Annotated in this window: 19 protein-coding genes, 2 pseudogenes and 1 riboswitch; of the genes and pseudogenes, 16 read left to right on the top strand and 5 right to left on the bottom strand. The window is 54.8% G+C overall.

Translation table 11 applies throughout. The annotated features are described in order from the left end of the window. Positions 1-53 precede the first annotated feature (53 nt). A complete protein-coding gene (locus tag GYMC52_RS12405) occupies positions 54-1334 on the top strand; it encodes an IS110 family transposase (protein WP_012820510.1) in 1281 nt (426 codons plus the stop codon). A gap of 383 nt (positions 1335-1717) precedes the next feature. Here the strand turns inward: GYMC52_RS12405 and GYMC52_RS12400 are convergent. After that, positions 1718-2305: pseudogene (locus GYMC52_RS12400) on the bottom strand (helix-turn-helix transcriptional regulator); the annotation flags it as partial. Positions 2306-2481: 176 nt separating this feature from the next. Next, positions 2482-3669 (bottom strand): IS701 family transposase, encoded by a 1188-nt coding sequence (locus tag GYMC52_RS12395; protein ID WP_012820547.1) that lies wholly within the window; start codon positions 3667-3669, stop codon positions 2482-2484. 204 nt (positions 3670-3873) lie between these two features. Here GYMC52_RS12395 and comGA point away from each other — a divergent pair, with 204 nt between their 5' ends. The 8 genes from comGA to GYMC52_RS12355 all read left to right on the top strand — a co-directional run bounded on the left by comGA (position 3874) and on the right by GYMC52_RS12355 (position 8324). Then, positions 3874-4947, top strand: a complete 1074-nt coding sequence (comGA, locus tag GYMC52_RS12390; protein ID WP_012820549.1) for a competence type IV pilus ATPase ComGA — start codon at positions 3874-3876, stop codon at positions 4945-4947. Then, positions 4944-5972, top strand: coding sequence for a competence type IV pilus assembly protein ComGB (gene comGB / locus GYMC52_RS12385; RefSeq protein ID WP_012820550.1), 1029 nt, complete (start codon positions 4944-4946; stop codon positions 5970-5972). The genes comGA and comGB overlap by 4 nt, the downstream gene beginning before the upstream one ends. Positions 5973-6174: 202 nt before the next feature. Further along, positions 6175-6471 carry a competence type IV pilus major pilin ComGC gene (gene comGC / locus GYMC52_RS12380; protein WP_012820551.1) on the top strand — a complete coding sequence of 99 codons (297 nt, stop codon included), beginning with the start codon at positions 6175-6177 and terminating at the stop codon, positions 6469-6471. Beyond that, the gene (gene comGD / locus GYMC52_RS12375; RefSeq protein ID WP_012820552.1) at positions 6461-6898 is read left to right on the top strand and encodes a competence type IV pilus minor pilin ComGD; all 438 of its coding nucleotides are present in this window, start codon (positions 6461-6463) and stop codon (positions 6896-6898) included. The genes comGC and comGD overlap by 11 nt, the downstream gene beginning before the upstream one ends. Beyond that, positions 6882-7208 (top strand): type II secretion system protein, encoded by a 327-nt coding sequence (locus tag GYMC52_RS12370; protein WP_012820553.1) that lies wholly within the window; start codon positions 6882-6884, stop codon positions 7206-7208. The genes comGD and GYMC52_RS12370 overlap by 17 nt, the downstream gene beginning before the upstream one ends. After that, positions 7187-7633, top strand: coding sequence for a competence type IV pilus minor pilin ComGF (gene comGF / locus GYMC52_RS12365; protein ID WP_012820554.1), 447 nt, complete (start codon positions 7187-7189; stop codon positions 7631-7633). The genes GYMC52_RS12370 and comGF overlap by 22 nt, the downstream gene beginning before the upstream one ends. 75 nt (positions 7634-7708) lie before the next feature. Continuing rightward, positions 7709-8098, top strand: a complete 390-nt coding sequence (gene comGG / locus GYMC52_RS12360) for a competence type IV pilus minor pilin ComGG (RefSeq protein ID WP_012820555.1) — start codon at positions 7709-7711, stop codon at positions 8096-8098. A gap of 46 nt (positions 8099-8144) precedes the next feature. Continuing rightward, positions 8145-8324: a YqzE family protein gene (locus tag GYMC52_RS12355; RefSeq protein WP_011231910.1), complete on the top strand. Its 180-nt coding sequence runs from the start codon at positions 8145-8147 to the stop codon at positions 8322-8324. 102 nt (positions 8325-8426) lie between these two features. Here GYMC52_RS12355 and GYMC52_RS12350 read toward each other — a convergent pair whose 3' ends face one another. Together GYMC52_RS12350 and GYMC52_RS12345 are read right to left on the bottom strand one after the other, a co-directional pair. Next, positions 8427-9221: a YqhG family protein gene (locus tag GYMC52_RS12350; RefSeq protein ID WP_011231909.1), complete on the bottom strand. Its 795-nt coding sequence runs from the start codon at positions 9219-9221 to the stop codon at positions 8427-8429. Beyond that, complete coding sequence (locus tag GYMC52_RS12345) at positions 9208-10872, bottom strand: DEAD/DEAH box helicase (protein WP_012820556.1); 1665 nt, start codon at positions 10870-10872, stop codon at positions 9208-9210. The genes GYMC52_RS12350 and GYMC52_RS12345 overlap by 14 nt, the downstream gene beginning before the upstream one ends. 219 nt (positions 10873-11091) lie before the next feature. Beyond that, positions 11092-11180, top strand: a riboswitch (glycine riboswitch). Positions 11181-11367: 187 nt separating this feature from the next. Between GYMC52_RS12345 and gcvT the strand changes: the two genes are divergently transcribed. From gcvT to GYMC52_RS12325, 4 genes are all read left to right on the top strand, one after another. Beyond that, a complete protein-coding gene (gcvT, locus tag GYMC52_RS12340; RefSeq protein WP_012820557.1) occupies positions 11368-12462 on the top strand; it encodes a glycine cleavage system aminomethyltransferase GcvT in 1095 nt (364 codons plus the stop codon). Between the two features lie 35 nt (positions 12463-12497). Beyond that, positions 12498-13844: an aminomethyl-transferring glycine dehydrogenase subunit GcvPA gene (gene gcvPA, locus GYMC52_RS12335; protein ID WP_012820558.1), complete on the top strand. Its 1347-nt coding sequence runs from the start codon at positions 12498-12500 to the stop codon at positions 13842-13844. Then, entirely contained in the window at positions 13837-15309 is a 1473-nt protein-coding gene (gcvPB, locus tag GYMC52_RS12330; RefSeq protein WP_012820559.1) for an aminomethyl-transferring glycine dehydrogenase subunit GcvPB, read from the top strand. Before gcvPA ends, gcvPB begins: the two co-directional genes overlap by 8 nt. Before the next feature lie 313 nt (positions 15310-15622). Continuing rightward, positions 15623-16810: an ROK family transcriptional regulator gene (locus tag GYMC52_RS12325; protein ID WP_012820560.1), complete on the top strand. Its 1188-nt coding sequence runs from the start codon at positions 15623-15625 to the stop codon at positions 16808-16810. A 56-nt stretch (positions 16811-16866) separates the two neighbouring features. On the opposite strand, the gene GYMC52_RS12320 is transcribed toward GYMC52_RS12325, so the two are convergent. Next, on the bottom strand, positions 16867-17241 hold the full coding sequence (locus GYMC52_RS12320) for a rhodanese-like domain-containing protein (RefSeq protein ID WP_012820561.1): 375 nt from the start codon (positions 17239-17241) through the stop codon (positions 16867-16869). 210 nt (positions 17242-17451) lie between these two features. Between GYMC52_RS12320 and GYMC52_RS12315 the strand changes: the two genes are divergently transcribed. The 3 genes and pseudogenes from GYMC52_RS12315 to GYMC52_RS12305 form a co-directional block, all read left to right on the top strand. After that, entirely contained in the window at positions 17452-18288 is an 837-nt protein-coding gene (locus GYMC52_RS12315; RefSeq protein ID WP_012820562.1) for a lipoate--protein ligase family protein, read from the top strand. Between the two features lie 344 nt (positions 18289-18632). Next, entirely contained in the window at positions 18633-19913 is a 1281-nt protein-coding gene (locus GYMC52_RS12310) for an IS110 family transposase (RefSeq protein ID WP_012820563.1), read from the top strand. A 400-nt stretch (positions 19914-20313) separates the two neighbouring features. Next, positions 20314-21099 (top strand): annotated as a pseudogene (locus GYMC52_RS12305) (ribonucleotide reductase N-terminal alpha domain-containing protein); the annotation flags it as partial. Positions 21100-21250: the final 151 nt, after the last annotated feature.

Below are 21250 nucleotides of genomic sequence, written 5' to 3'. Positions count from 1 at the left end.
GTATGATGCAGGGGTGTCAAACACATCACTCACCATACCAAGGAGGACTTCAGATGAATTGTACACAAAACTATAAAATTGATCAAGTCACCGAACAAACGCTTGTCGTGGGCATCGATATCGCGAAACGAACCCACTACGCCTGCTTCGTGGATGACCGGGGGCGTGTGCTTCGCAAATCGTTCCCGATCTTCCAGTCGAAAGAGGGCTTTCGCCAGCTGTATGAAGCGATTCAGGAGGCGATGCAAGCGTTCGGAAAGCCGCAGGTGATCGTCGCGGTGGAGCCGACCGGGCACTACTGGTTGAACCTGGCCTACTTCCTCGAGGAGCACGGGATCCCGTTGGTCATGGTCAACCCGGCGCATGTGTGCCGGTCGAAAGAACTCGATGACAACCTGCCGACGAAACATGACGCCAAAGACGCCCTAGTCATCGCCAGACTGGCGAAAGACGGACGATTCCTCGTCCCCCGGCTGCTGCACGAGATCGAAGCCGATTTGCGCGTCGGGAGCACGCTCAAAGAGAAGCTCCGCAAGGAACAGACGGCGGTGAAAAACGCGATCGTCCGCTGGACCGACCGATATTTTCCAGAGTTTTGGACGGTGTTTCGCGACCTGGGGAAAACGGCGCTTTCGGTGCTGGAGTGGACGCCGCTTCCGGCTGATATGGCGGGCCGATCCGCCGAGGAGCTCATCGAAGTGTACCGGCAAAGCGAAGGGCTGAAATGCCCGCAGAAGGCCAAAATTCAGGCGTTGATCGACGCCGCGAAGGACTCGATTGGGGTGACGGAAGGGACGACGATGGCCCGGTTTGAAATCGCCGCGCTCGTCCGCCGATACCGCCAATTGGAGGCTGAGATCGCCGCGTTGGACGCCGAGTTGAAGGCGTTGGTTCAAACGACGATGGAGTATCAATGGCTGAAAACGGTCGACGGGTTGGGAGACGCCACGATCATCGATCTGCTGGCGGAGATCGGCAGCTTCGCCCACTATCGGGACCCGCGTCAATTGGTGAAGTTGGCGGGCCTGACGCTCAAAGAGAACTCCTCCGGCCAGCGCAAAGGGCAAAAGCACATCTCCAAACGGGGACGGAAACGGCTGCGATCGGTGCTGTTTCGGGCGATGATTCCGCTGATCCGGCACAACGAGGCGTTTCGCGAGCTGCATGACTATTACACGACCCGCCCCGTCAATCCGCTGACCGGAAAGCAGTCCATCGTCGCATTATGCCGGAAGCTGTTGAATGTGCTGTTTGCGATTTGTACGAAGAAACAAGCCTTTGACGCGGAGCGAATGAAACAGGACGTCTTGTCCCAGGTGCAACGGGCGGCCTAAGGCCTCCCCCTGCGAACGGAAGAATCGTTGGACAACAGGATGACACCGGAGAAGCTGGCGTGATTTTATCCATTCGACCTTGAGTCCCCAAAGGAGCTTGGCCGGCCTCCGCCTGATGACGAGACCGAACGAGGGAATGTTGGCGCGAAGACGCCCGGAGACATGGGAGGGTTCGTCCTCATCAGCGACGCGGAGATCCAAAGGGTGCATCGAATACGCTTCTCCCCACGGAAGGAAAATATCCCCAGCCGTGGCCGCGAAGCGCACCCTAGGTCTGTAAGATATCCACAAAACTGAAAAAGGATGTAAGGGATTTTGTCGAAAAATATTTTTTGGACACCCCTGAGGGGCCGAAAAGCCTTGATAAATCAACATTTCTAGAGGGAGTGATGCATACCGCAAACCGTATCAGGTGCTTGCGCGGCGATTTCTTTGAATGGGCAGTTGAAAATATCGAGGTATAGCACTCCTTTTTCTTCATCATAGTGCAATTGCGGCAAAAATCCAGCCGCTTCGGCCGCCTCTTCCATTATGGCGATTTTGTCCGCCATGGTGAGCGCGCTCGCTGCGCCGTTATGCGGCAAACGGCTGGCGATGAGCTCACGGCCGAACCGCTTTCCTGTTTCACGCAACGCCTCGCTTCCAATGGGACCGAGTTTGGCCATCGTTTGAATGGCAATGCGGGCGAGGAGTTGATAATCGCGGAACGGAAAATACAGCCCGATCACTTCGTCGGATAGGCGGTACAGCCGGCTCGGCCGTCCGCCTTTTCCCGTTTTTTGCGTATCCGATACGACCATGCGAACGTCTTCAAGCTTCGTTAAGTGCAAGCGGGCAACGTTTGGATGGATATGGAATTTTTCTGCGATTTCTTGAACAGAAACTTCGCGATGCACTTTTGCTATATATTCATAAATATGAAATCTTGTCGGGTCAGACAATACGCTTGTGATTTTCAGCGTTTGTTCCATCGGTTTCCCTCCCAAATGAATCATTGATATGGTTATTATAATGAAATCGTTCAAAGCCAGGAATGATTTTTGTCACTATTGGCAGTGAGTGGACTGACATTCAAAAAAATTTCACTGTAGATGAGCATTTTTCATTACAATAATTTCCATGATTAGAGAGACAAACAGGGTACCCCTTACGCGATACGGAGCTGTTTTTTGATCACATCAATGGGAATATCTTGCTTCGCAGCGTCATAAATGAACTCGACGACGCTGTGGTCTTTCCGCGACCGAAGAAGCTCCAGCCCGGCGGAGAGGTTTTGTCGGGATTCGGCGATGCTATACACGCAGGCCAACAGCACCACCGCCCAATACCGTTTCACCGCCCGAATGTGGCGAACGCGGTATCCATCAAGCTTCAGTTGATCTTTCGCCTGCCGGAAAAAGCACTCGATCGTCCAACGCTGAGCATAGTAACGCAAGATGTCTTCGTCGCTCAGCTCCCGATCGGTGCTCAAGACGACATGGAGATGTTCCGGCGCCATCGGCTGATCCGCCTTCCAAGCCAGCAGCACCACCGCGTCATCGAGGCCATGGATCGCCCCCTCATAGCGATACACGCGGTAACGCTCCTTCCCCACCGTGACGAGGCGGGTGTCTTCGGACTCGACATAGCGGGCGAACTGCTTGGCTTGGATGGCGATGCCTTTCGGGTAGAGAATCCGGTTCGTCTTGAGCATGGCGATGACATGGAATCCCTGTTTCAAGCAGGCTTCAATGAGCTTTTTGGACGGATACCACGAATCCATGAGCACATACACCGGCTGAGCCCGCTTCACTTTGAGCGAAGAAAGCATCTCGATGGCCAGGTCGATCTTGCTTTTTCCCGCTTTCTTGTCATACAGGCGGAACGCAAACGGAAACGCTTGTGTCAAGGTGTGCACCATCAGCCAAACGAGCGAATGCCCCCAAACCGATTGATGATCTTTATGCGAGTAGTGCCAGTCGCACCCTTGAATGGCGTGCGTTGCCCGTGACGAAGGCTTCGTTTTTTGGCAAATCGTATCATCAATCGAGACAAAAAGAGGCTGATTCTTTCGCTCGACCAGGCGCTCGATTCGGCGGAGGATCCACTCTTGAAGCTTCCCAAGCAGCCTTTCCTCATCCCAAGGGCTTTTCGTGAAAAAGTGACTGAGCGTCGTTCGATGATTCGGATGAAAGCTCCAGTGATGAATATCGGTCAATGTTCCCGAGAATCCCTTGGTGGTCAAGGCATCGACGATATGAATGAGATGCTTGATGACCGGTTTGGAAAGCTGCAGCGTCAACCCCAAAGTGAAGAAAAACTTGTGGATTCCTTGGTGATGTGCTAATCTATTCATGAGACATGAACCTCCTTGTGTGAATGGGTTTTGAGCACATCTATTTTACCCAAGGAGTCCGGTTCATGTCTCCTTTTTTGTTTGGTTGTCAATTTATGTTAGTGAATTTGCTCATCTACAGTTTCACAAAAAAGCTGCGCCAAAAGCAGGATAACGACTCATGCTCGTCGAAATAAAAAATAGTATGTCGAAAGGAGGGAATATGTGCTGAACGAGATCGAACAAACGGCAAACCGCCTTCTCGCCGAAGCGGTGCAGCGCCGCGCCTCGGATCTCCACCTCGTTCCGCGCCGCCGTGATGCCGCCGTTCGTCTTCGGCTCGATGGCATGCTTGTCGACGTTGGCGCTCTTCCGAAAGAAACGGCGGAACGTCTCATCGTCCACTTTAAATTTTTAGCCGGCATGGACATCGGGGAACGACGCCGTCCGCAAAGCGGCGCCATGGAAGTGGCGGAGTTTGGGGAAACGGTGTATTTGCGTTTATCGACATTGCCAACGCTCTACGACGAAAGTCTTGTCATTCGACTTCTGCCGCAGCGACTCCCGCTGCCGCTTCGCGAACTATCCTTATTCTTCCACTCCACCGCACGATTATTTTCCTTCATGCAGCATCCGCAAGGACTCGTGCTGTTGACCGGTCCGACGGGGTCGGGAAAAACGACGACCCTGTACACCCTTCTTGATCTTTGCCAAGCGGAAAGGCAACGCAACATCATCACGCTTGAAGATCCAATCGAAAAACAGAACGAACGACTGTTGCAAGTGCAAATCAATGAAAAAGCAGGCATCACATACGCCGCTGGGTTAAAAGCGGCGCTGCGCCATGACCCGGATGTGTTGATGGTCGGCGAGATCCGCGATCATGACACGGCGGCCATTGCCATCCGTTCAGCGTTGAGCGGCCATTTGGTCGTCTCGACGATGCACGCCGCCGATGCAGTCGGCGCCGTCTACCGGCTGCATGAATTCGGCATTCCGCTCGGCGATTTGGCTGAGACGCTGCTTGCCGTCTCTGCCCAGCGGCTTGTCGAGCTTTGCTGCCCGTTGTGCGGCGACGATTGCCATCCATCGTGCGGCCGTCTTGGGCGCCGCCGGCGCACGGCTGTTTATGAGTTGCTTTGCGGTTCAGCCCTGGAGGACGTGATTCATTTTCTCTCCAATGGGAGAGGGAAGCCCAAGCGCTCTTATATGACGCTCGCTCGCTTGATCCGCAAGGGGATTGCGCTTGGCTACCTGCCCGTCCGCATGCTTGAGCTCGTCGGAGGGGAAGAAAGATGAAACGCAAAATGTGGCCGCTTGTTGAACAGGCGTTGTTTTTCACCCGGCTCGGCCGGCTGCTCGAACGCGGTTACCCCCTTGGGCAAGCGCTTGAGTTTTTGGCCATCCAAGCTCCAACACACCGGCGGCTGGAAATAGAGCGCTGCCTGCAGCAGCTGCGCGCCGGGCTGCCGCTGTTTGCGGCTGTCGAAGCGCTGTCGGTCGACCGCATGGCGGTTAACCTTCTCTTTTTTGCCGAACGGCATGGCGACTTGCCGCGCGGCATGGCAGAGACAGGGGAAACGCTGGCGCAAAAAGCGCGCTTCCACGAGCAGCTTCGCCGCTTCAGCCGCTATCCGATGTTCCTTCTTTCTTTGCTCATCATCATGCTCGTCTTGATGGAATGGTGGCTGCTGCCGCAGTTTGAACGGGCGGCGGCGGCGTTTTCTCCACAACGCGGGCACACCGCTTGGCTGCTTGCGGTGGTCGCCCATGCCCCTATGGCGATGGCGGCCATCGCCGTCTTGGCGGTGTTCTCCGGGCTGTTTTACACCGCTTGTTTCCGCCGCTGGCCGGTCTCCCGAAAACTTCAATTCGCTTTGCGAATACCAGGGCTTGCTTCGTTTCTGAGACTGTTTGTCACCTGCCTGACCGCCCGCCAGCTCGGGCGCCTGCTGCAGGCCGGATTGTCGGTTTATGATGCGCTCGGCGTGTTCAGCGAGCCGTCGTCCTGGCCGTTTTTGCAAATGGAAGGCCGGCGCCTTCGCGACGGGTTGATGAAAGGGATGACGCTTGACGGATTAATCGGCGCCGCCCGCTATTACGAACAAGAGCTGGCGCTTGTCATCCGCCACGGCCAGTCGAACGGCGAACTTGGCAAAGAACTTGAACATTACAGCGAGTTTTTGCTGCAGGTGATGGAACAACGAATCGAGTCGGTCTTAAAATGCATGCAACCGCTTTTGTTGGCGGTCGTTGGCTCGTTTGTCGTCGGCATGTATTTGGCGATTTTGTTGCCGATGTTTTCTATGTTGAATGAACTGTAAATCACTTCCATCTAACAGGGATGGGACGGCTCTGTAGGAACAAGATGCTCAATCTTGATGTGTTGGCTCCTTGGGAGAGGGGCGCGCCCCTCCTCCCAAGGCCCAATCAATGAACAGATTCGATGGTCAAGGAACGGATCGAACTGAACCGGTCATTCGCTAAGCGCTCTTTCTGAAATTTCGTATGCGAGGAGGAGTGACAATGAATCAAAAGGGATTCACATTGATCGAAATGTTGATCGTTATGATGGTGATTTCTGTCCTGCTGCTGATTGCCATTCCGAATATGACAAAGCACAACAGCATGATCAATTCGAAAGGATGCGAGGCGTTTTTGAACACCGTGCAAGCGCAGGTGAAAGCGTATGAGATGGAGCATAACAAAATTCCGACGGTGGAGGAATTGCTCGCTGGCCGCTATATCAAGTCGGACAAATGTCCGAACGGTCGTGCGATCCAAATCAGCGCGAACGGCGATGTGAGTGAAAGTGGCTCGTAACGGCGGGTTTACGCTGCTTGAGATGCTGATCGTTTTCTCGGTGGTGCTGGTGCTTGCCGCGCTGGCTGTTCCGACGCTTGGCGGCGCTGTGCGCCATCAAGAGGAGATGTATATGCTGGCTGTGCTGCGCGCGGATTTGTATGGCGCGCAGCAGCATGCCATCGCCCGGCGGGTGAATGTAGCGGTTTTTTTTACCGACGGTGGCGCTGGGTACAAGGCGATTGATGCAGCGAGCGGCCGGCAGGTTGTCGCTCGTTCGCTCCCTTCTCCGTGGCGGTTTCGGCTCGGCACGCTGCGCAATCCGCTCATCTTTACCGACAACGGCAACATTGAACGGGCTGGAACCATTTGGATAGGGGGTGGCCAAATGACTTATAAAGTCACCTTTTTGCTGGGGAAAGGGCGATTTTATGTGCAAAAAATGTAGCGGCGGATTTTTGCTTGTTGAAGCGTTGTTCGCTTTGGCGCTGCTATGGACGACAGCGGCCGTTCTTCTTCCGCTGTTGACGCAAATGGCGCATGAGCGCAACGGCCTCATTCTCGAGGAGAAAGCGCGCCGGCTGTTGGCCATCGCGTTGTATGAAGAGCCGCTTGCTGGAGAAACCATGATCGCCGACGGGCGTACGGTATTTCGGCTGCAAGCGAGCGATGAAGGGGGAGGAATGTGGAAAGTATGCGTGCGTTGGAACGATTACGCCGGCCGCGAGATGGAGCGGTGCGGGTATGGCAAGCGGTAGCGGCAAAAGAAAACGGGTTTACGATGATCGAAGCACTGTTGGCGCTGGCGGCTGCGATGGCGGTGGCGGCGGCCGTTCCGGCGCTGTTGTCCGTCCGCTTGCTGGCTCCGGAGCCGACGGACGCGTTTTCCCGATTGGAATGGCGGCTGTTTGTGCAACAGCTGCAAATCGAGCTGAATGAAACGAAGCAATGGTCGACTGGCGGCCGTGTCCTCTATTTGCAAAAATGGAGCGGTGAGACGGTCAGTTTTTCTGTTGTTGCGTCAAGAGCCGAACTGATCCGCCAGGTGGACGGCGCTGGCAATGAAACGGCGCTCCGTCATGTGCGCACTGTTTCGTACCGCGCCGGCGCACGCGGGATATTTTTGCAAGTGACGGCTGATGACGGCACCGTTTGCGAGGCGTTTGTGGCACGGGCGTTTTAGCGGGCGGCTTGTACGGTGAGACCCCCTTGACCGCCGCTTCCCCCTTTTAGACTGGAAAAACGAGGGGAAGGGGAAATGGGTCGACAAGATGGCGTCATGTTTCCGATTGTGGCTGTTGTTTCTTTGTTGCTTGTCTTTTCTGTCATGCATGTCTTGCTCCTCTATGAAGCGGAACGACAGGCGGCTTATGCGGCCCGGCAGGCAGCCGAGGCGGACGAGCTTGTGCAGATGGCCGTGTTTGACGTAAAAGAACGCATCGCATCAGCAGATCCGTCGACCGCGGGAGAGGCTGGGGAATGGACCTATCCGCGCGGAATGGCCGCCTACCGGTGGGTGCGGGAAGATGCAGCGCACGTTCGGGTTTCTTTGTCCATCCGTTCGGCCTCTGGGCTGAGGCGCGCTGTCATGTTTACTGTCACGCTTCCGGCGCTTCATATTGTCGAATGGAGCGAGCAAAACGGTTAAAAGAGGAAAGAAGCGGAAAAACTAAAAGAAAAAAGGGGGGGATTTGATGGCGGTCAACGATTATGTCAAGTTTGTCACCCAACAGTTTGTCGCCTACATGGACTTGCCGAAAGAGGAGCGGAGGCAGCGGCGTCAGGTGCGGAAACAAGAGCAGCTTCCGCTTTCATACCGATTGTTTGGCATGGTGCCGCTTTCGCTTCGCTTGCTGTTTCGGCGCCGCCCGTAGCAGCCGCCCGCTGGCCTAGGCCGGCGGGCGGTTTTCGTGCCGACGGAAGGGGGTTCGTCGGTTTGAGCGCTGCGAGCCGGATGGACCCATCCCGGGGTTGATTCACGATGAGCGGGGCAGCAAATAAAACAGTCCGCCGTTGATGACGGAAACGGTGATGCGCGGCTTGTACTGCTTTTCCAACGCTTCCTTCTCAATATAATAGCACTCCGGCTTTTCTTCGCAGTCTTTGTAAAATTCATCAAGCAACGCCAAATCGTCGGCCCAGCGTCGGCGCGCCTCATCCGCCCACGCATGGTTGTCGGCGGCGATGCGGCTGCGTATGTATTGCTCGAGACGGCCGATGCCGCTTCTCGGCTTAATGAGCGGGGAGATGGTGAAACAGTAATCAGGGATTTTCGGCGTCAGCCGTCGCTCGCGCATCCGCTCATGAAACGACTCGACGATCGTTCCGCTAATGAGGTGAAGACCAAGGGAGACGATTTCATCTTTTTTTCGGTCGCATTCGTACGAAATCGTGACGTTCATGCCGAGCCATGGATGGAGGGCGGCGTTGCCGTCCAAAGGCGCGCTTGGCTCCTCATACAGGCGGATGAAGCTGCCGCGTTTTTGCGCTGAGCGGAACAGCTGGTGCAGCCGGGGAGCGCCGAAATGGAGGCGCTCGCCTTTGAGTTTGTCCGTCCGCTCGCTCGCGCGGGTGATGAGCGTCAGTCGCATCGGCTGCGGGACGCCGCCTGTCCGTTCAATATAATGCCAGTAAAACGGCCGATTCATCAGCTCTTTGTCCATTTCTGCCGTCAGCTGCACGGTGAGGTAGTCGTCGCTTGCTTCCACAAACGTGCAGCCGTTGGCGGCAAAATAGCGTTCGACAAAGCGGCGGATTTCATGTTGCTGCATGCCGCTCTCCTCCTTCCTTTCCGAGCTGCTCCGCCAGCTCGATCATCGCGACGATGTTTTCCATTTTGATTTTCATCTCCCCTTCGCTCCGTGAATGAACGAAGGCGTCTTCGAAGTAGCGCTCCAGGTTGGCGAGGTTCATTTTCGCCAAAATGTCGTCCAGCTCGCCGACGACTCGTTCGAACAGGCGGATTTTTTCGTACAGAAGCGTTAAAATATGTTCTTCGACCGTCTGTTTGACAGCGAAGTTATAAATGTAGACGTCATCCGTCTGCCCGAGCCGGTGGACGCGGCCGATTCGCTGCTCAAGGCGCATCGGGTTCCACGGCAAGTCGTAGTTGATGACATAGCGGCAAAACTGCAAGTTGATGCCTTCGCCGCCCGCCTCGGTGGCGATGAACACTTGGGCGTGGTGTTTAAACAGTTCCTGCATCCAGTCTTTTTTGCCGCGCCGGAAGCCGCCGCGAAACGGAACGGACGAGATGCCGTGCTGCTTTAAAAACCATTGCAAGTAAAGCTGCGTCGCCCGGTATTCCGTGAAAATAATGACTTTGTCATGAATGGAACGGATGAGCTCGAGCGCTTTTTCAGCCTTTGAATTCGTCTTGACGGCGTTGATTTTTTCCAATACGCGTTCAAGCGGCTCTGGAACCGCTCCGCTGCATTTATCGATCATGTTTTTGATCGTGAGAAACAGCGCCTCGCGGCTGCTGCACGCCTCGCGAAGAAGCGTGATGAGCGAAAACGAGCCGGCGAACGATTCGCGGCGGAGCGCCTTGACCGCTTCATACAGTTCTCGTTCCTCATTCGTAAACTCGATCAGCACCGGTTCAACGTGGCGCTTCGCCCATTCGATCGGCGTATCGGCGCGGCGGTTGCGGATCATCACTTTGTTGACGAGCGCTTTTAAATGGTCGTTCGTCTGTACGGCCCGCGTTTTTCCGTACGTTTTGGCAAACTGTTCCGAGCTGCCTAAATGGCCGGGTTTCAACAGCGAGACGAGGTTGAAAATTTCTTCGATCCGGTTTTGGATCGGCGTCGCTGTCAGGAGCAAACAAAACTTCTTTTTTAAATTTTGCACAAACTCGTAGTTTTTCGTTTTGTTATTTTTCAGTCTGTGCGCCTCGTCGATGATGATCATGTCGTACGACTGCCCGTAGATGATGTCACGGTGCGGCGGTTTTTTCGCCGTGTCGATCGAGGAAACGACGATATCGCACTGCTCCCAGACGTAGCTCTTTTTCTGCTGGACGGCCGGGATGAAAAATTTTTCGTTCAACTCTCTCACCCATTGCGAAACAAGGGAGGCGGGAACGAGAATCAGCGCTTTTTTCACAAGGCCGCGAATCATATATTCTTTTAAGACGAGCCCGGCCTCGATCGTTTTTCCAAGCCCGACTTCATCCGCCAAAATGGCTTTGCCGTTCATCTCCTCGACGACGCGGCGCGCCACTTCAAGCTGGTGCGGAAGGATCGTCAAGTGGGGCAGGTGTTTGGGCGCCTGCAAGCCATGAAATTCTGGGACGCTTAAATGATGGGCGGCCTCAAGCGCCAGTTCGTACATTTCCCAGCTCGCCCACGGACCGTCTTTTTCGACGCGTGCCAAAAATTCCTCCTTCCATGTTTCATCCATTTCAAGGTCAATGTTCATGGCGATCCCCTTCCCTTGTTGCGAATGTTTATATAGATTGCATGTGGTATGTTGGATAAAACAAGAACATTATTATGACTAATTGCCATGAAAGTTCGATTATTTCCTATTGCCCTTTGACTGTGATTGATGGTAGTATAAATTTAGAACATTCTCATGACTCGTTGATCAGGGTGTTTGTTAGTATGCCCGATATGGAAACAATTTATTGATGGGCGGATGACGGCAAGGGGAGAGACTACGGAATGTAGCGCCGAAGGAGCAAGCGGAAACGCGAATCTCTCAGGCAAAAAGACTCTTGCTTGACGCAGCTCTGGAGAGCGCCTGCGTTCACGCAGGCCACCCAAGAGGAAACCGATCGGCCCCATGGACCGCGAACGGACGCGCCAAACGGGCCGGCGGGAAACTTTCAGGTGCCAGGACAGAGCCCCCTTATTTGTTGATAGGGGGAAGTCTGTCCTTTTTTGTGTGACGTGGATCAAAGGAGGGAATCAGATGCTAAAGCGCACGCCCCTATTCTCGGTGTACGCCCGTTACGGCGCCAAAACGATTGAATTTGGCGGCTGGGAAATGCCGGTGCAGTTTTCCAGCATAAAGGAAGAACATGAGGCTGTAAGAACGCGCGCCGGGCTGTTTGACGTCTCCCATATGGGGGAAATTGTCGTCCGCGGCCGTGGGAGCCTCGCGTTTTTGCAAAAGCTCATGACCAATGACGTCGCCAAACTGCGGCCCGGCCGGGCGCAATATACGCTCATGTGCTATGAGGACGGCGGCACAGTCGATGATTTGCTCATCTATCAAAAAGGAGAGAATGACTACTTGCTGGTCGTCAACGCGGCGAATACGGAAAAAGACTTCGCTTGGCTAAGCGGGCATGTTGAGGGCGACGTCGAGCTTCAAGATGTATCGTCCGAAACGGCTCAGCTTGCCTTGCAAGGGCCGGCAGCGGAGCGCGTCTTGCAGCGATTGACGGATTTTGATTTGGCGGCGCTGCGCCCGTTTTCATTCGCTGACGGCGTCGAAGTCTCGGGCGTGAAGGCGCTCGTTTCGCGCACCGGCTATACGGGGGAAGACGGGTTTGAGCTATATTGTAAAGCGGAAGACGCCGCCGCGCTATGGGAGGCGATCCTAGCGGCCGGAGCTCGTGACGGCGTTCTCCCATGCGGACTGGGGGCGCGCGATACGCTTCGCTTTGAAGCATGCCTGCCGCTTTACGGTCAAGAGCTGTCCGACTCGATTTCACCAGTTGAAGCCGGGCTTGGTTTTGCCGTCAAAACGGAAAAAGAGCCGCCGTTTATCGGCCAAGCTGTATTGAAACGGCAAAAAGAGGAAGGGCCGCCGCGCCGGATCGTCGGCATTGAAATGATCGACAGAGGCATTCCGCGCCACGGATACCTTGTATTTGCCGACGGTGAAGAGGTCGGGTTCGTCACGACCGGCACGCAGTCGCCGACGCTGAAGAAAAACATCGGCTTGGCCTTGGTGAAAGCGGATGTGGCCGCCATCGGCCGGGAGGTGGAGGTGGACATCCGCGGCAAGCGGCTGAAAGCGAACATCGTGCCGATTCCGTTTTACAGGCGGGCCAAGTGACGATTCCAAAGCGACAAGGAAAGGGGAAAAACGCAGTGCTCCATCGTTATTTGCCGATGACGGAAGAAGACAAACAGGAGATGTTGAAGACGATCGGCGTCGCCTCGATTGACGACTTGTTTGCCGATATTCCAGAACAAGTCCGCTTCCGCGGCGAGCTGAAGGTGAAACCGGCCAAATCCGAGCCGGAGCTGTGGAAAGAGCTTGCGGCCTTAGCGGAAAAAAACGCCAGCGTAAAACAATACGTTTCCTTTTTAGGAGCCGGGGTGTACGACCATTATATTCCGGCTGTCGTCGACCATGTCCTGTCGCGCTCTGAATTTTATACGGCCTATACGCCGTATCAACCGGAAATTTCCCAAGGCGAGCTGCAGGCGATTTTTGAGTTTCAAACGATGGTGTGCGAGTTGACCGGCATGGATGTCGCCAACTCGTCGATGTACGACGGCGGCACGGCGCTTGCCGAAGCGGTGCTTCTTAGCGCCTCGCATACGAAGCGGAAGAAAGTGCTCATCTCGACCGCCGTTCATCCGCAATATCGGGAAGTTGTGCGCACGTACGCCAAAGGACAGAAGCTCGAAGTGAAAGAAATTCCGTATGACGGCGGCATCACCGATCTTAAGGCGCTTGAAGCGGAAATGGGGGATGATGTGGCGTGCGTTGTCGTCCAATACCCGAACTTTTTTGGTCAAATCGAGCCGCTGAAAGCGATCGCGCCGCTTGCGCATGAAAAGAAAAGTTTGTTTGTCGTCGCCAGCAACCCATTGGCGCTTGGTGTGTTGACTCCACCCGGAGCGTTTGGCGCCGACATTGTGGTCGGCGACATGCAGCCATTTGGCATCCCGACGCAATTTGGCGGCCCGCATTGCGGCTATTTCGCTGTCAAAGCGCCGCTCATGCGCAAAATTCCAGGCCGTCTTGTCGGGCAGACGACCGATGAGGACGGGCGCCGCGGGTTTGTCTTGACGCTTCAAGCGCGCGAACAGCACATCCGCCGCGATAAGGCGACATCCAACATTTGCTCCAATCAAGCGTTAAACGCCTTGGCCGCTTCCGTTGCGCTGTCTGCGCTTGGCAAGCGGGGCGTGAAAGAAATGGCGGCGATGAATATTCAAAAAGCGCATTATGCGAAGGTGGAACTTGAAAAGCGCGGACTGTCGTCGCCGTTTGCCGGTCCGTTTTTCAACGAGTTTGTCATCCGGCTTGGACGGCCGGTTTCTGATGTGAACGATCGCCTGCTCGAAAAAGGAATCATCGGCGGCTATGACCTTGGGGCTGACTATCCAGAGCTTGCCGGTCATATGCTTGTTGCTGTCACCGAACTGCGGACAAAAGAAGAAATCGATCGGTTTGTCAATGAATTGGGGGATGGCCATGCGTAACGATCAACCGCTTATTTTCGAACGAAGCAAGCCGGGGCGCATCGCCTACAGCCTGCCAGCGCTTGACGTGCCGGCTGTCGATGTCAGCGAGCTCGTGCCGGCCGATTATCTTCGCACTGAAGAGCCGGAGCTCCCGGAAGTGTCGGAGCTTGACTTAATGCGCCATTATACGGCGCTCTCGAAACGAAACCACGGCGTCGATTCCGGGTTTTACCCGCTCGGGTCGTGCACGATGAAATACAATCCGAAAATCAATGAAAACGTCGCCCGCCTCGCTGGGTTTGCCCACATTCATCCGCTTCAGCCAGAGAAAACGGTGCAAGGGGCGCTTGAGTTGATGTACGACTTGCAAGAGCATTTAAAAGAAATCACAGGCATGGATGCGGTCACCTTGCAACCGGCGGCCGGCGCCCACGGCGAATGGACCGGGCTGATGATGATCCGCGCTTACCATGAAGCAAACGGCGACTTCAACCGGACGAAAGTGATCGTCCCGGATTCAGCGCACGGCACGAACCCGGCGTCGGCAACGGTCGCGGGTTTTGAGACGGTGACGGTCAAATCGACCGCCGATGGACTTGTCGATTTAGAGGACTTAAAGCGCGTCGTCGGTCCGGATACAGCGGCGCTTATGCTCACGAATCCGAACACACTCGGGCTGTTTGAAGAGCATATTGTCGAAATGGCCGAAATCGTCCACAAAGCCGGCGGCAAGCTGTATTATGACGGCGCGAATTTAAACGCGATTCTTGGCAAGGCGCGCCCGGGGGACATGGGCTTTGACGTTGTTCATTTGAACTTGCATAAAACGTTCACCGGCCCGCATGGCGGCGGAGGCCCAGGCTCGGGCCCGGTCGGGGTGAAAGCCGACCTCGTTCCGTTTTTGCCGAAGCCGGTCATCGAAAAAGGGGAAAACGGTTATTACCTTGATGATGACCGTCCGCAATCGATCGGCCGCGTCAAGCCGTTTTACGGCAATTTCGGCATCAATGTTCGGGCGTACACGTACATCCGCTCGATGGGGCCGGACGGCTTAAAAGCGGTGAGCGAATATGCGGTGTTAAACGCCAACTATATGATGCGTCGGCTTGCTGAGTATTACGATTTGCCGTATGACCGCCATTGCAAGCACGAGTTCGTTCTCTCCGGCCGCCGGCAAAAGAAACTCGGCGTCAGAACGCTCGACATCGCCAAGCGACTGCTTGATTTCGGGTTTCATCCGCCGACGATTTACTTCCCGCTCATCGTTGAAGAATGCATGATGATCGAGCCGACGGAGACGGAGTCGAAAGAGACGCTCGACGCGTTTATTGACGCCATGATCCAAATCGCCAAAGAGGCGGAGGAAAATCCGGAAATCGTTCAAGAAGCGCCGCATACGACCGTTGTGAAGCGACTTGATGAAACGACCGCGGCGCGCAAGCCGATTTTGCGCTATCAAAAACCAAAACATAGCGATAACTGATGTTTGAGCATTGATGAGCGCTCGCTCCCTAACGGAGCGGGCCGTTTCTTTGTACGACGGATGAGTCATTGACAGAAATGTTGAATTAGTTTATTATATAAACTAAGATCAAGAAAGAAAAAGCATGTGTCCATATGGAGAAGTTAGCCTTAACAGTCGGTGCACGGGCGCCCGACGGCTTGGGCGAAAAAGCTGATGGTCAAGAGTCGAACACGGCAGGAATCGACGGATGCAGCAACCGCCATAATAGCGAGGCGCCCCTGCCCTTTCGCAAGACACATTCGATCAATCAAATGAAAAGGATGACAGAGACGTGCGGACAGGAAACATTTCTCTTGTAAAAAAAATGAATAAACAGCTCGTCTTAAAATTGATTCGCGACCAGCATCCGATTTCGCGCGCCGATATCGCCAAGACAACCGGATTGAACAAGGCCACTGTCTCCGCGCTTGTTGACGAACTGATCGCCGAGCATTTCGTCCATGAAAGCGGAATCGGCGAGTCAACCGGCGGGCGCCGGCCGCTCATGCTTCGCTTCAACGCCGACGCCGGCTCGCTTATCGGCGTTGAGCTGGGGGTGAACTATTTGTATGCCGTGTTGACCAATTTAAACGCGGACATTCTTTGGGAGCAACGGCGTTCGTTCCGCCCGTCTGAAGGGCAGGAGGCGATCATCAGCGAAATGATGGAGCTCATCGAGGCGGCCATCCGCCGGGCGCCGGCGACGCCGTACGGCGTGATGGGAATCGGCATCGGCGTGCCGGGCGTCGTCCATACCGAAAGCGGGACCGTTGTGTTTGCTCCGAACTTGCGCTGGGACGATGTCGCCTTGGCGGCTGTTTTGCGGCAACGGTGGCCTGAGCGTCCTGTCATTGTCGAGAATGAGGCGAAACTGGCGGCGCTTGGAGAAAAGTGGTTCGGCGCCGGCAACGAGTTCGCCCACTTTGTTTACATCAGCGCCGGAATCGGCATTGGCGCCGGCGTCGTTCTTCACCATCAGCTCTATCGGGGTGTCAGCGGCCTAGCTGGTGAAATCGGCCATCATACGATCGATGTCAACGGCATTCGCTGCAGCTGCGGCAACATCGGCTGCTGGGAAATGTATGCGTCGGAAAAATACATTGAACGCCGTTTGGCTGAAGAAGGGCGTTCCGAATGGCTCGATGAACGCTTTTCCATCGCTGCGATGGCGTTGGCAGCAGAAAGCGATGAACAGCTGGCGCGCATTTTGGAGGAAACGGGGCGCTATCTCGGCGTTGGGTTGTTGCAGGTGATTTATGCGTACAATCCAGAATCAGTCATCATTGGCGGTCCGCTTGCCCAAGCGGGCGAGTATGTGATCGGTCCGGCGCGCCAAGAAGTGAGAAAGCGAATTCTCGTCAAAAAAGAAAGCGAGCCGTCCATCATCTCCTCCAAGCTGAAAGAGAAAAGCTGCGCCATCGGCGCGGCTGCTTCGGTGCTTGAGGCGGTCGTCCTGCCGCCGGAATTTGCGGCGGTCTAGCGCATGCGAAAAGAGGCGCCTGCCTGTTTCGGCAGAGCGCCTTTTTGGTTAACGGGCTACGCTTTTTTCTTCACTTTCCCGGTCCATGTTTTAAATCCGCCTTTTAAATGGTACAAGTCGCGGTATCCTTTTCGGTAGAGCATTTGCGCGGCCCGCCCGCTGCGCAGTCCGTTTTGGCAGTACAAATAGATCGGCTGGTCTTTGCGCAATTCTTTCATGCGCACGCGAAGCTGCGTGAGCGGGATGTTGCGCGCCCCTAAAATATGTCCAGCCGCAAACTCATCCGGTTCGCGGACATCAATCAATTGCGCTTTCCGGTAGCCGGCGCGGAATTCTTCTTCCGTCAACGATTTGACAATTCGTCTTTGCCAAATGTATGTGATCACCGAATAAATGATGATCGCGCCGAGAATAATGAGCAATGCTTCCACCCCATCATGCCTCCCTTCGCTTCGTCTGCTATTTCCTATTATATAAAGTCGCCGCCGGGAAGCAAAGAGATTTTCGCCATGCCATTTTTCTTTCCTTCACCGGCGTTGTTTGCTAAACTAATAAAGGCGGCCAAAAGCGTCCCGCCCCTTGGCGGTGGTCGACAAGCCGCCGCAGCGTTTAGAGTATGGAACAATAGAGAAGGTGGAACGATGGCAAAAGAAGTATGGCGCTTTATCGATTCCGGCTATTGTCCGCCGGCGTTCAATATGGCGCTCGATGAGGCGCTTCTCGATTGGCACAGCGAAGGCAAAATTCCGCCGACGATCCGCTTTTACGGCTGGAATCCGCCGACGTTGTCGATTGGTTATTTTCAAAAAGTGGAGAAAGAAATTGATTTAGAGGCGGTGAAACGGCACGGCCTCGGCTTTGTCCGTCGGCCGACCGGCGGGCGCGGCGTCCTGCACGATAAAGAGTTGACATACAGCGTGATCGTCTCCGAGTCGCACCCGGCGATGCCGAAGACGGTGACGGAAGCATACCGCGTCATTTCCCAAGGCATTTTAGAGGGATTTCGTTATCTTGGATTGGATGCGTATTTTGCCGTGCCGAGGACAGAAGAAGAGAAAGCCGATTTGCGCAGCCCGCGTTCGGCTGTTTGTTTTGACGCGCCGTCATGGTACGAACTTGTCGTTGAGGGGCGGAAAATCGCCGGCAGCGCGCAAACGCGGCAAAAAGGCGTCATTTTGCAGCATGGTTCGATTTTGCTCGATTTGGACGAAGACTTGCTGTTCAGCTTGTTTAAATATCCAAACGAGCGGGTGAAAGAGCGTCTGCAGCGCGATTTTAAAAAGAAGGCGGTCGCGATCAATGAGTTGACGAGCCGCACGGTGACGATCGAGGAAGCGAAAGAGGCGTTTTACAAAGGATTTGAAAAAGGATTGAACATCGTATTGGAACCGTACACGCTCACCGCCGAAGAGCGGGCGTACGTCGAAGAGCTGGCGCGGACGAAATACGAAAGCGACGAATGGAACTTCAAGCGCTGAGCAGCGACGCGGTAAATCGTTCGTTTTCCGGCAAAAACAGCGGCACTCCCCCGTTTTTCTCCGCTTTTCGCCTTGTTTTGTTTTTTTTTGCTTGACAAAATGAAATCATTTGTTCTCTTTAACAATATATAGTATGATTTTCATAAAAAATCATACTATATATTGTTTTTTTCTGTTTGATATGGTAAGGTAGAGAAGACAGGACAACTTTGCCAAAAACATGAGAGATTATATAAAAGAGCATTCCCGTTAGGTGCTTTTCCGGGGACTTGATCAAAAAAAGCCCTCTTGGTATGATGCAGGGGTGTCAAACACATCACTCACCATACCAAGGAGGACTTCAGATGAATTGTACACAAAACTATAAAATTGATCAAGTCACCGAACAAACGCTTGTCGTGGGCATCGATATCGCGAAACGAACCCACTACGCCTGCTTCGTGGATGACCGGGGGCGTGTGCTTCGCAAATCGTTCCCGATCTTCCAGTCGAAAGAGGGCTTTCGCCAGCTGTATGAAGCGATTCAGGAGGCGATGCAAGCGTTCGGAAAGCCGCAGGTGATCGTCGCGGTGGAGCCGACCGGGCACTACTGGTTGAACCTGGCCTACTTCCTCGAGGAGCACGGGATCCCGTTGGTCATGGTCAACCCGGCGCATGTGTGCCGGTCGAAAGAACTCGATGACAACCTGCCGACGAAACATGACGCCAAAGACGCCCTAGTCATCGCCAGACTGGCGAAAGACGGACGATTCCTCGTCCCCCGGCTGCTGCACGAGATCGAAGCCGATTTGCGCGTCGGGAGCACGCTCAAAGAGAAGCTCCGCAAGGAACAGACGGCGGTGAAAAACGCGATCGTCCGCTGGACCGACCGATATTTTCCAGAGTTTTGGACGGTGTTTCGCGACCTGGGGAAAACGGCGCTTTCGGTGCTGGAGTGGACGCCGCTTCCGGCCGATATGGCCAGCCGATCCGCCGAGGAGCTCATCGAGGTGTACCGGCAAAGCGAAGGGCTGAAATGCCCGCAGAAGGCCAAAATTCAGGCGTTGATCGACGCCGCGAAGGACTCGATTGGGGTGACGGAAGGGACGACGATGGCCCGGTTTGAAATCGCCGCGCTCGTCCGCCGATACCGCCAATTGGAGGCTGAGATCGCCGCGTTGGACGCCGAGTTGAAGGCGTTGGTTCAAACGACGATGGAGTATCAATGGCTGAAAACGGTCGACGGGTTGGGAGACGCCACGATCATCGATCTGCTGGCGGAGATCGGCAGCTTCGCCCACTATCGGGACCCGCGTCAATTGGTGAAGTTGGCGGGCCTGACGCTCAAAGAGAACTCCTCCGGCCAGCGCAAAGGGCAAAAGCACATCTCCAAACGGGGACGGAAACGGCTGCGATCGGTGCTGTTTCGGGCGATGATTCCGCTGATCCGGCACAACGAGGCGTTTCGCGAGCTGCATGACTATTACACGACCCGCCCCGTCAATCCGCTGACCGGAAAGCAGTCCATCGTCGCATTATGCCGGAAGCTGTTGAATGTGCTGTTTGCGATTTGTACGAAGAAACAAGCCTTTGACGCGGAGCGAATGAAACAGGACGTCTTGTCCCAGGTGCAACGGGCGGCCTAAGGCCTCCCCCTGCGAACGGAAGAATCGTTGGACAACAGGATGACACCGGAGAAGCTGGCGTGATTTTATCCATTCGACCTTGAGTCCCCAAAGGAGCTTGGCCGGCCTCCGCCTGATGACGAGACCGAACGAGGGAATGTTGGCGCGAAGACGCCCGGAGACATGGGAGGGTTCGTCCTCATCAGCGACGCGGAGATCCAAAGGGTGCATCGAATACGCTTCTCCCCACGGAAGGAAAATATCCCCAGCCGTGGCCGCGAAGCGCACCCTAGGTCTGTAAGATATCCACAAAACTGAAAAAGGATGTAAGGGATTTTGTCGAAAAATATTTTTTGGACACCCCTGAGGGGCCGAAAAGCCTTGATAAATCAACATTTCTAGAGGGAGGAGAGATAGGAGAATGACGGTGGCGTCATCCGAAAAAATGAAGATCAATATTGACAAGCTGAACGAGGATATCCGCCTATTTCCGCAAGTGCATCCGATTACGCCGGATATGCACATCACCCATAAAGGCGTATCCCGTTTGGTCATGCTTGACCGGTATTCATTCAAAGATACGGAGAAGCTGACGCTCACACCGGGCGACTTCGTCGTGTTGACGATCAAGGAGGATCCGAAATTCCCGGCACGAGGGCTCGGGTTTATCGTCGACATCGATTGGGAGGCGAAAAAGGCGCGCGTGTTGATTGAAGACGAATACCGGCACGTGCTCGAAGGGGAAGAGGCGGAGACCGGCATTGTGGTTCGGTCGCTCGACATTATTGATAAGCCGCTCGAGATTTTCTATGAGCAAATCGCCAAGCGCAATGCGACCGGGCTGGCGGCGGTGGAAAAGACGGAAGAAAAGCGGAAAGAATGGTTCGAAAAGTTTTATCAAGAGCTCGCAAGCTTGAATTTTGTTCCGGCCGGCCGCGTGTTGTACGGGGCGGGTTCGGGCAAGGAAGTGACGTATTTCAACTGCTATGTGATGCCGTTTGTGAAAGACTCGCGCGAAGGAATTTCCGAACATCGGAAGCAGGTGATGGAAATCATGAGCCGCGGCGGCGGCGTTGGGACGAACGGCTCGACATTGCGGCCGCGCCATACGCTTGCGCGCGGGGTGAACGGCAAATCGTCCGGGTCGGTCTCATGGCTTGACGACATTGCGAAGCTGACCCACCTTGTTGAGCAAGGTGGCTCCCGTTGATGAGGCGCCAGACGGCGGGAGTAAAATCTCGCGAATTGCTGGAACACCCTAAAGCCAACTTGACCACAACGGAGCTGGTGACGGCAGACGTGACGGTTGGAAAACAAGTTGGATGCAACAATGGGCAACCAGCAGCCAAGCATCTCTG

Origin of the sequence: Geobacillus sp. Y412MC52 (assembly GCF_000174795.2) — a bacterium.
Classification (GTDB): Bacteria; Bacillota; Bacilli; order Bacillales; family Anoxybacillaceae; genus Geobacillus; species Geobacillus thermoleovorans.
Note: the sequence above shows the minus strand (reverse complement) of the source record. Positions and strands in the feature narration are given on the sequence as shown.

Coding starts and splice junctions, on each gene's coding strand:
- comGC (WP_012820551.1), top strand. CDS start 6,175: ATGAATCAAAAGGGATTCACATTGATCGAAATGTTGATCGTTATGATG.
- GYMC52_RS12345 (WP_012820556.1), bottom strand. CDS start 10,872: ATGAACATTGACCTTGAAATGGATGAAACATGGAAGGAGGAATTTTTG.
- GYMC52_RS12350 (WP_011231909.1), bottom strand. CDS start 9,221: ATGCAGCAACATGAAATCCGCCGCTTTGTCGAACGCTATTTTGCCGCC.
- GYMC52_RS12395 (WP_012820547.1), bottom strand. CDS start 3,669: ATGAATAGATTAGCACATCACCAAGGAATCCACAAGTTTTTCTTCACT.
- GYMC52_RS12355 (WP_011231910.1), top strand. CDS start 8,145: ATGGCGGTCAACGATTATGTCAAGTTTGTCACCCAACAGTTTGTCGCC.
- comGG (WP_012820555.1), top strand. CDS start 7,709: ATGGGTCGACAAGATGGCGTCATGTTTCCGATTGTGGCTGTTGTTTCT.
- gcvPB (WP_012820559.1), top strand. CDS start 13,837: ATGCGTAACGATCAACCGCTTATTTTCGAACGAAGCAAGCCGGGGCGC.
- GYMC52_RS12370 (WP_012820553.1), top strand. CDS start 6,882: ATGTGCAAAAAATGTAGCGGCGGATTTTTGCTTGTTGAAGCGTTGTTC.
- comGB (WP_012820550.1), top strand. CDS start 4,944: ATGAAACGCAAAATGTGGCCGCTTGTTGAACAGGCGTTGTTTTTCACC.
- GYMC52_RS12315 (WP_012820562.1), top strand. CDS start 17,452: ATGGCAAAAGAAGTATGGCGCTTTATCGATTCCGGCTATTGTCCGCCG.
- gcvT (WP_012820557.1), top strand. CDS start 11,368: ATGCTAAAGCGCACGCCCCTATTCTCGGTGTACGCCCGTTACGGCGCC.
- GYMC52_RS12310 (WP_012820563.1), top strand. CDS start 18,633: ATGAATTGTACACAAAACTATAAAATTGATCAAGTCACCGAACAAACG.
- GYMC52_RS12405 (WP_012820510.1), top strand. CDS start 54: ATGAATTGTACACAAAACTATAAAATTGATCAAGTCACCGAACAAACG.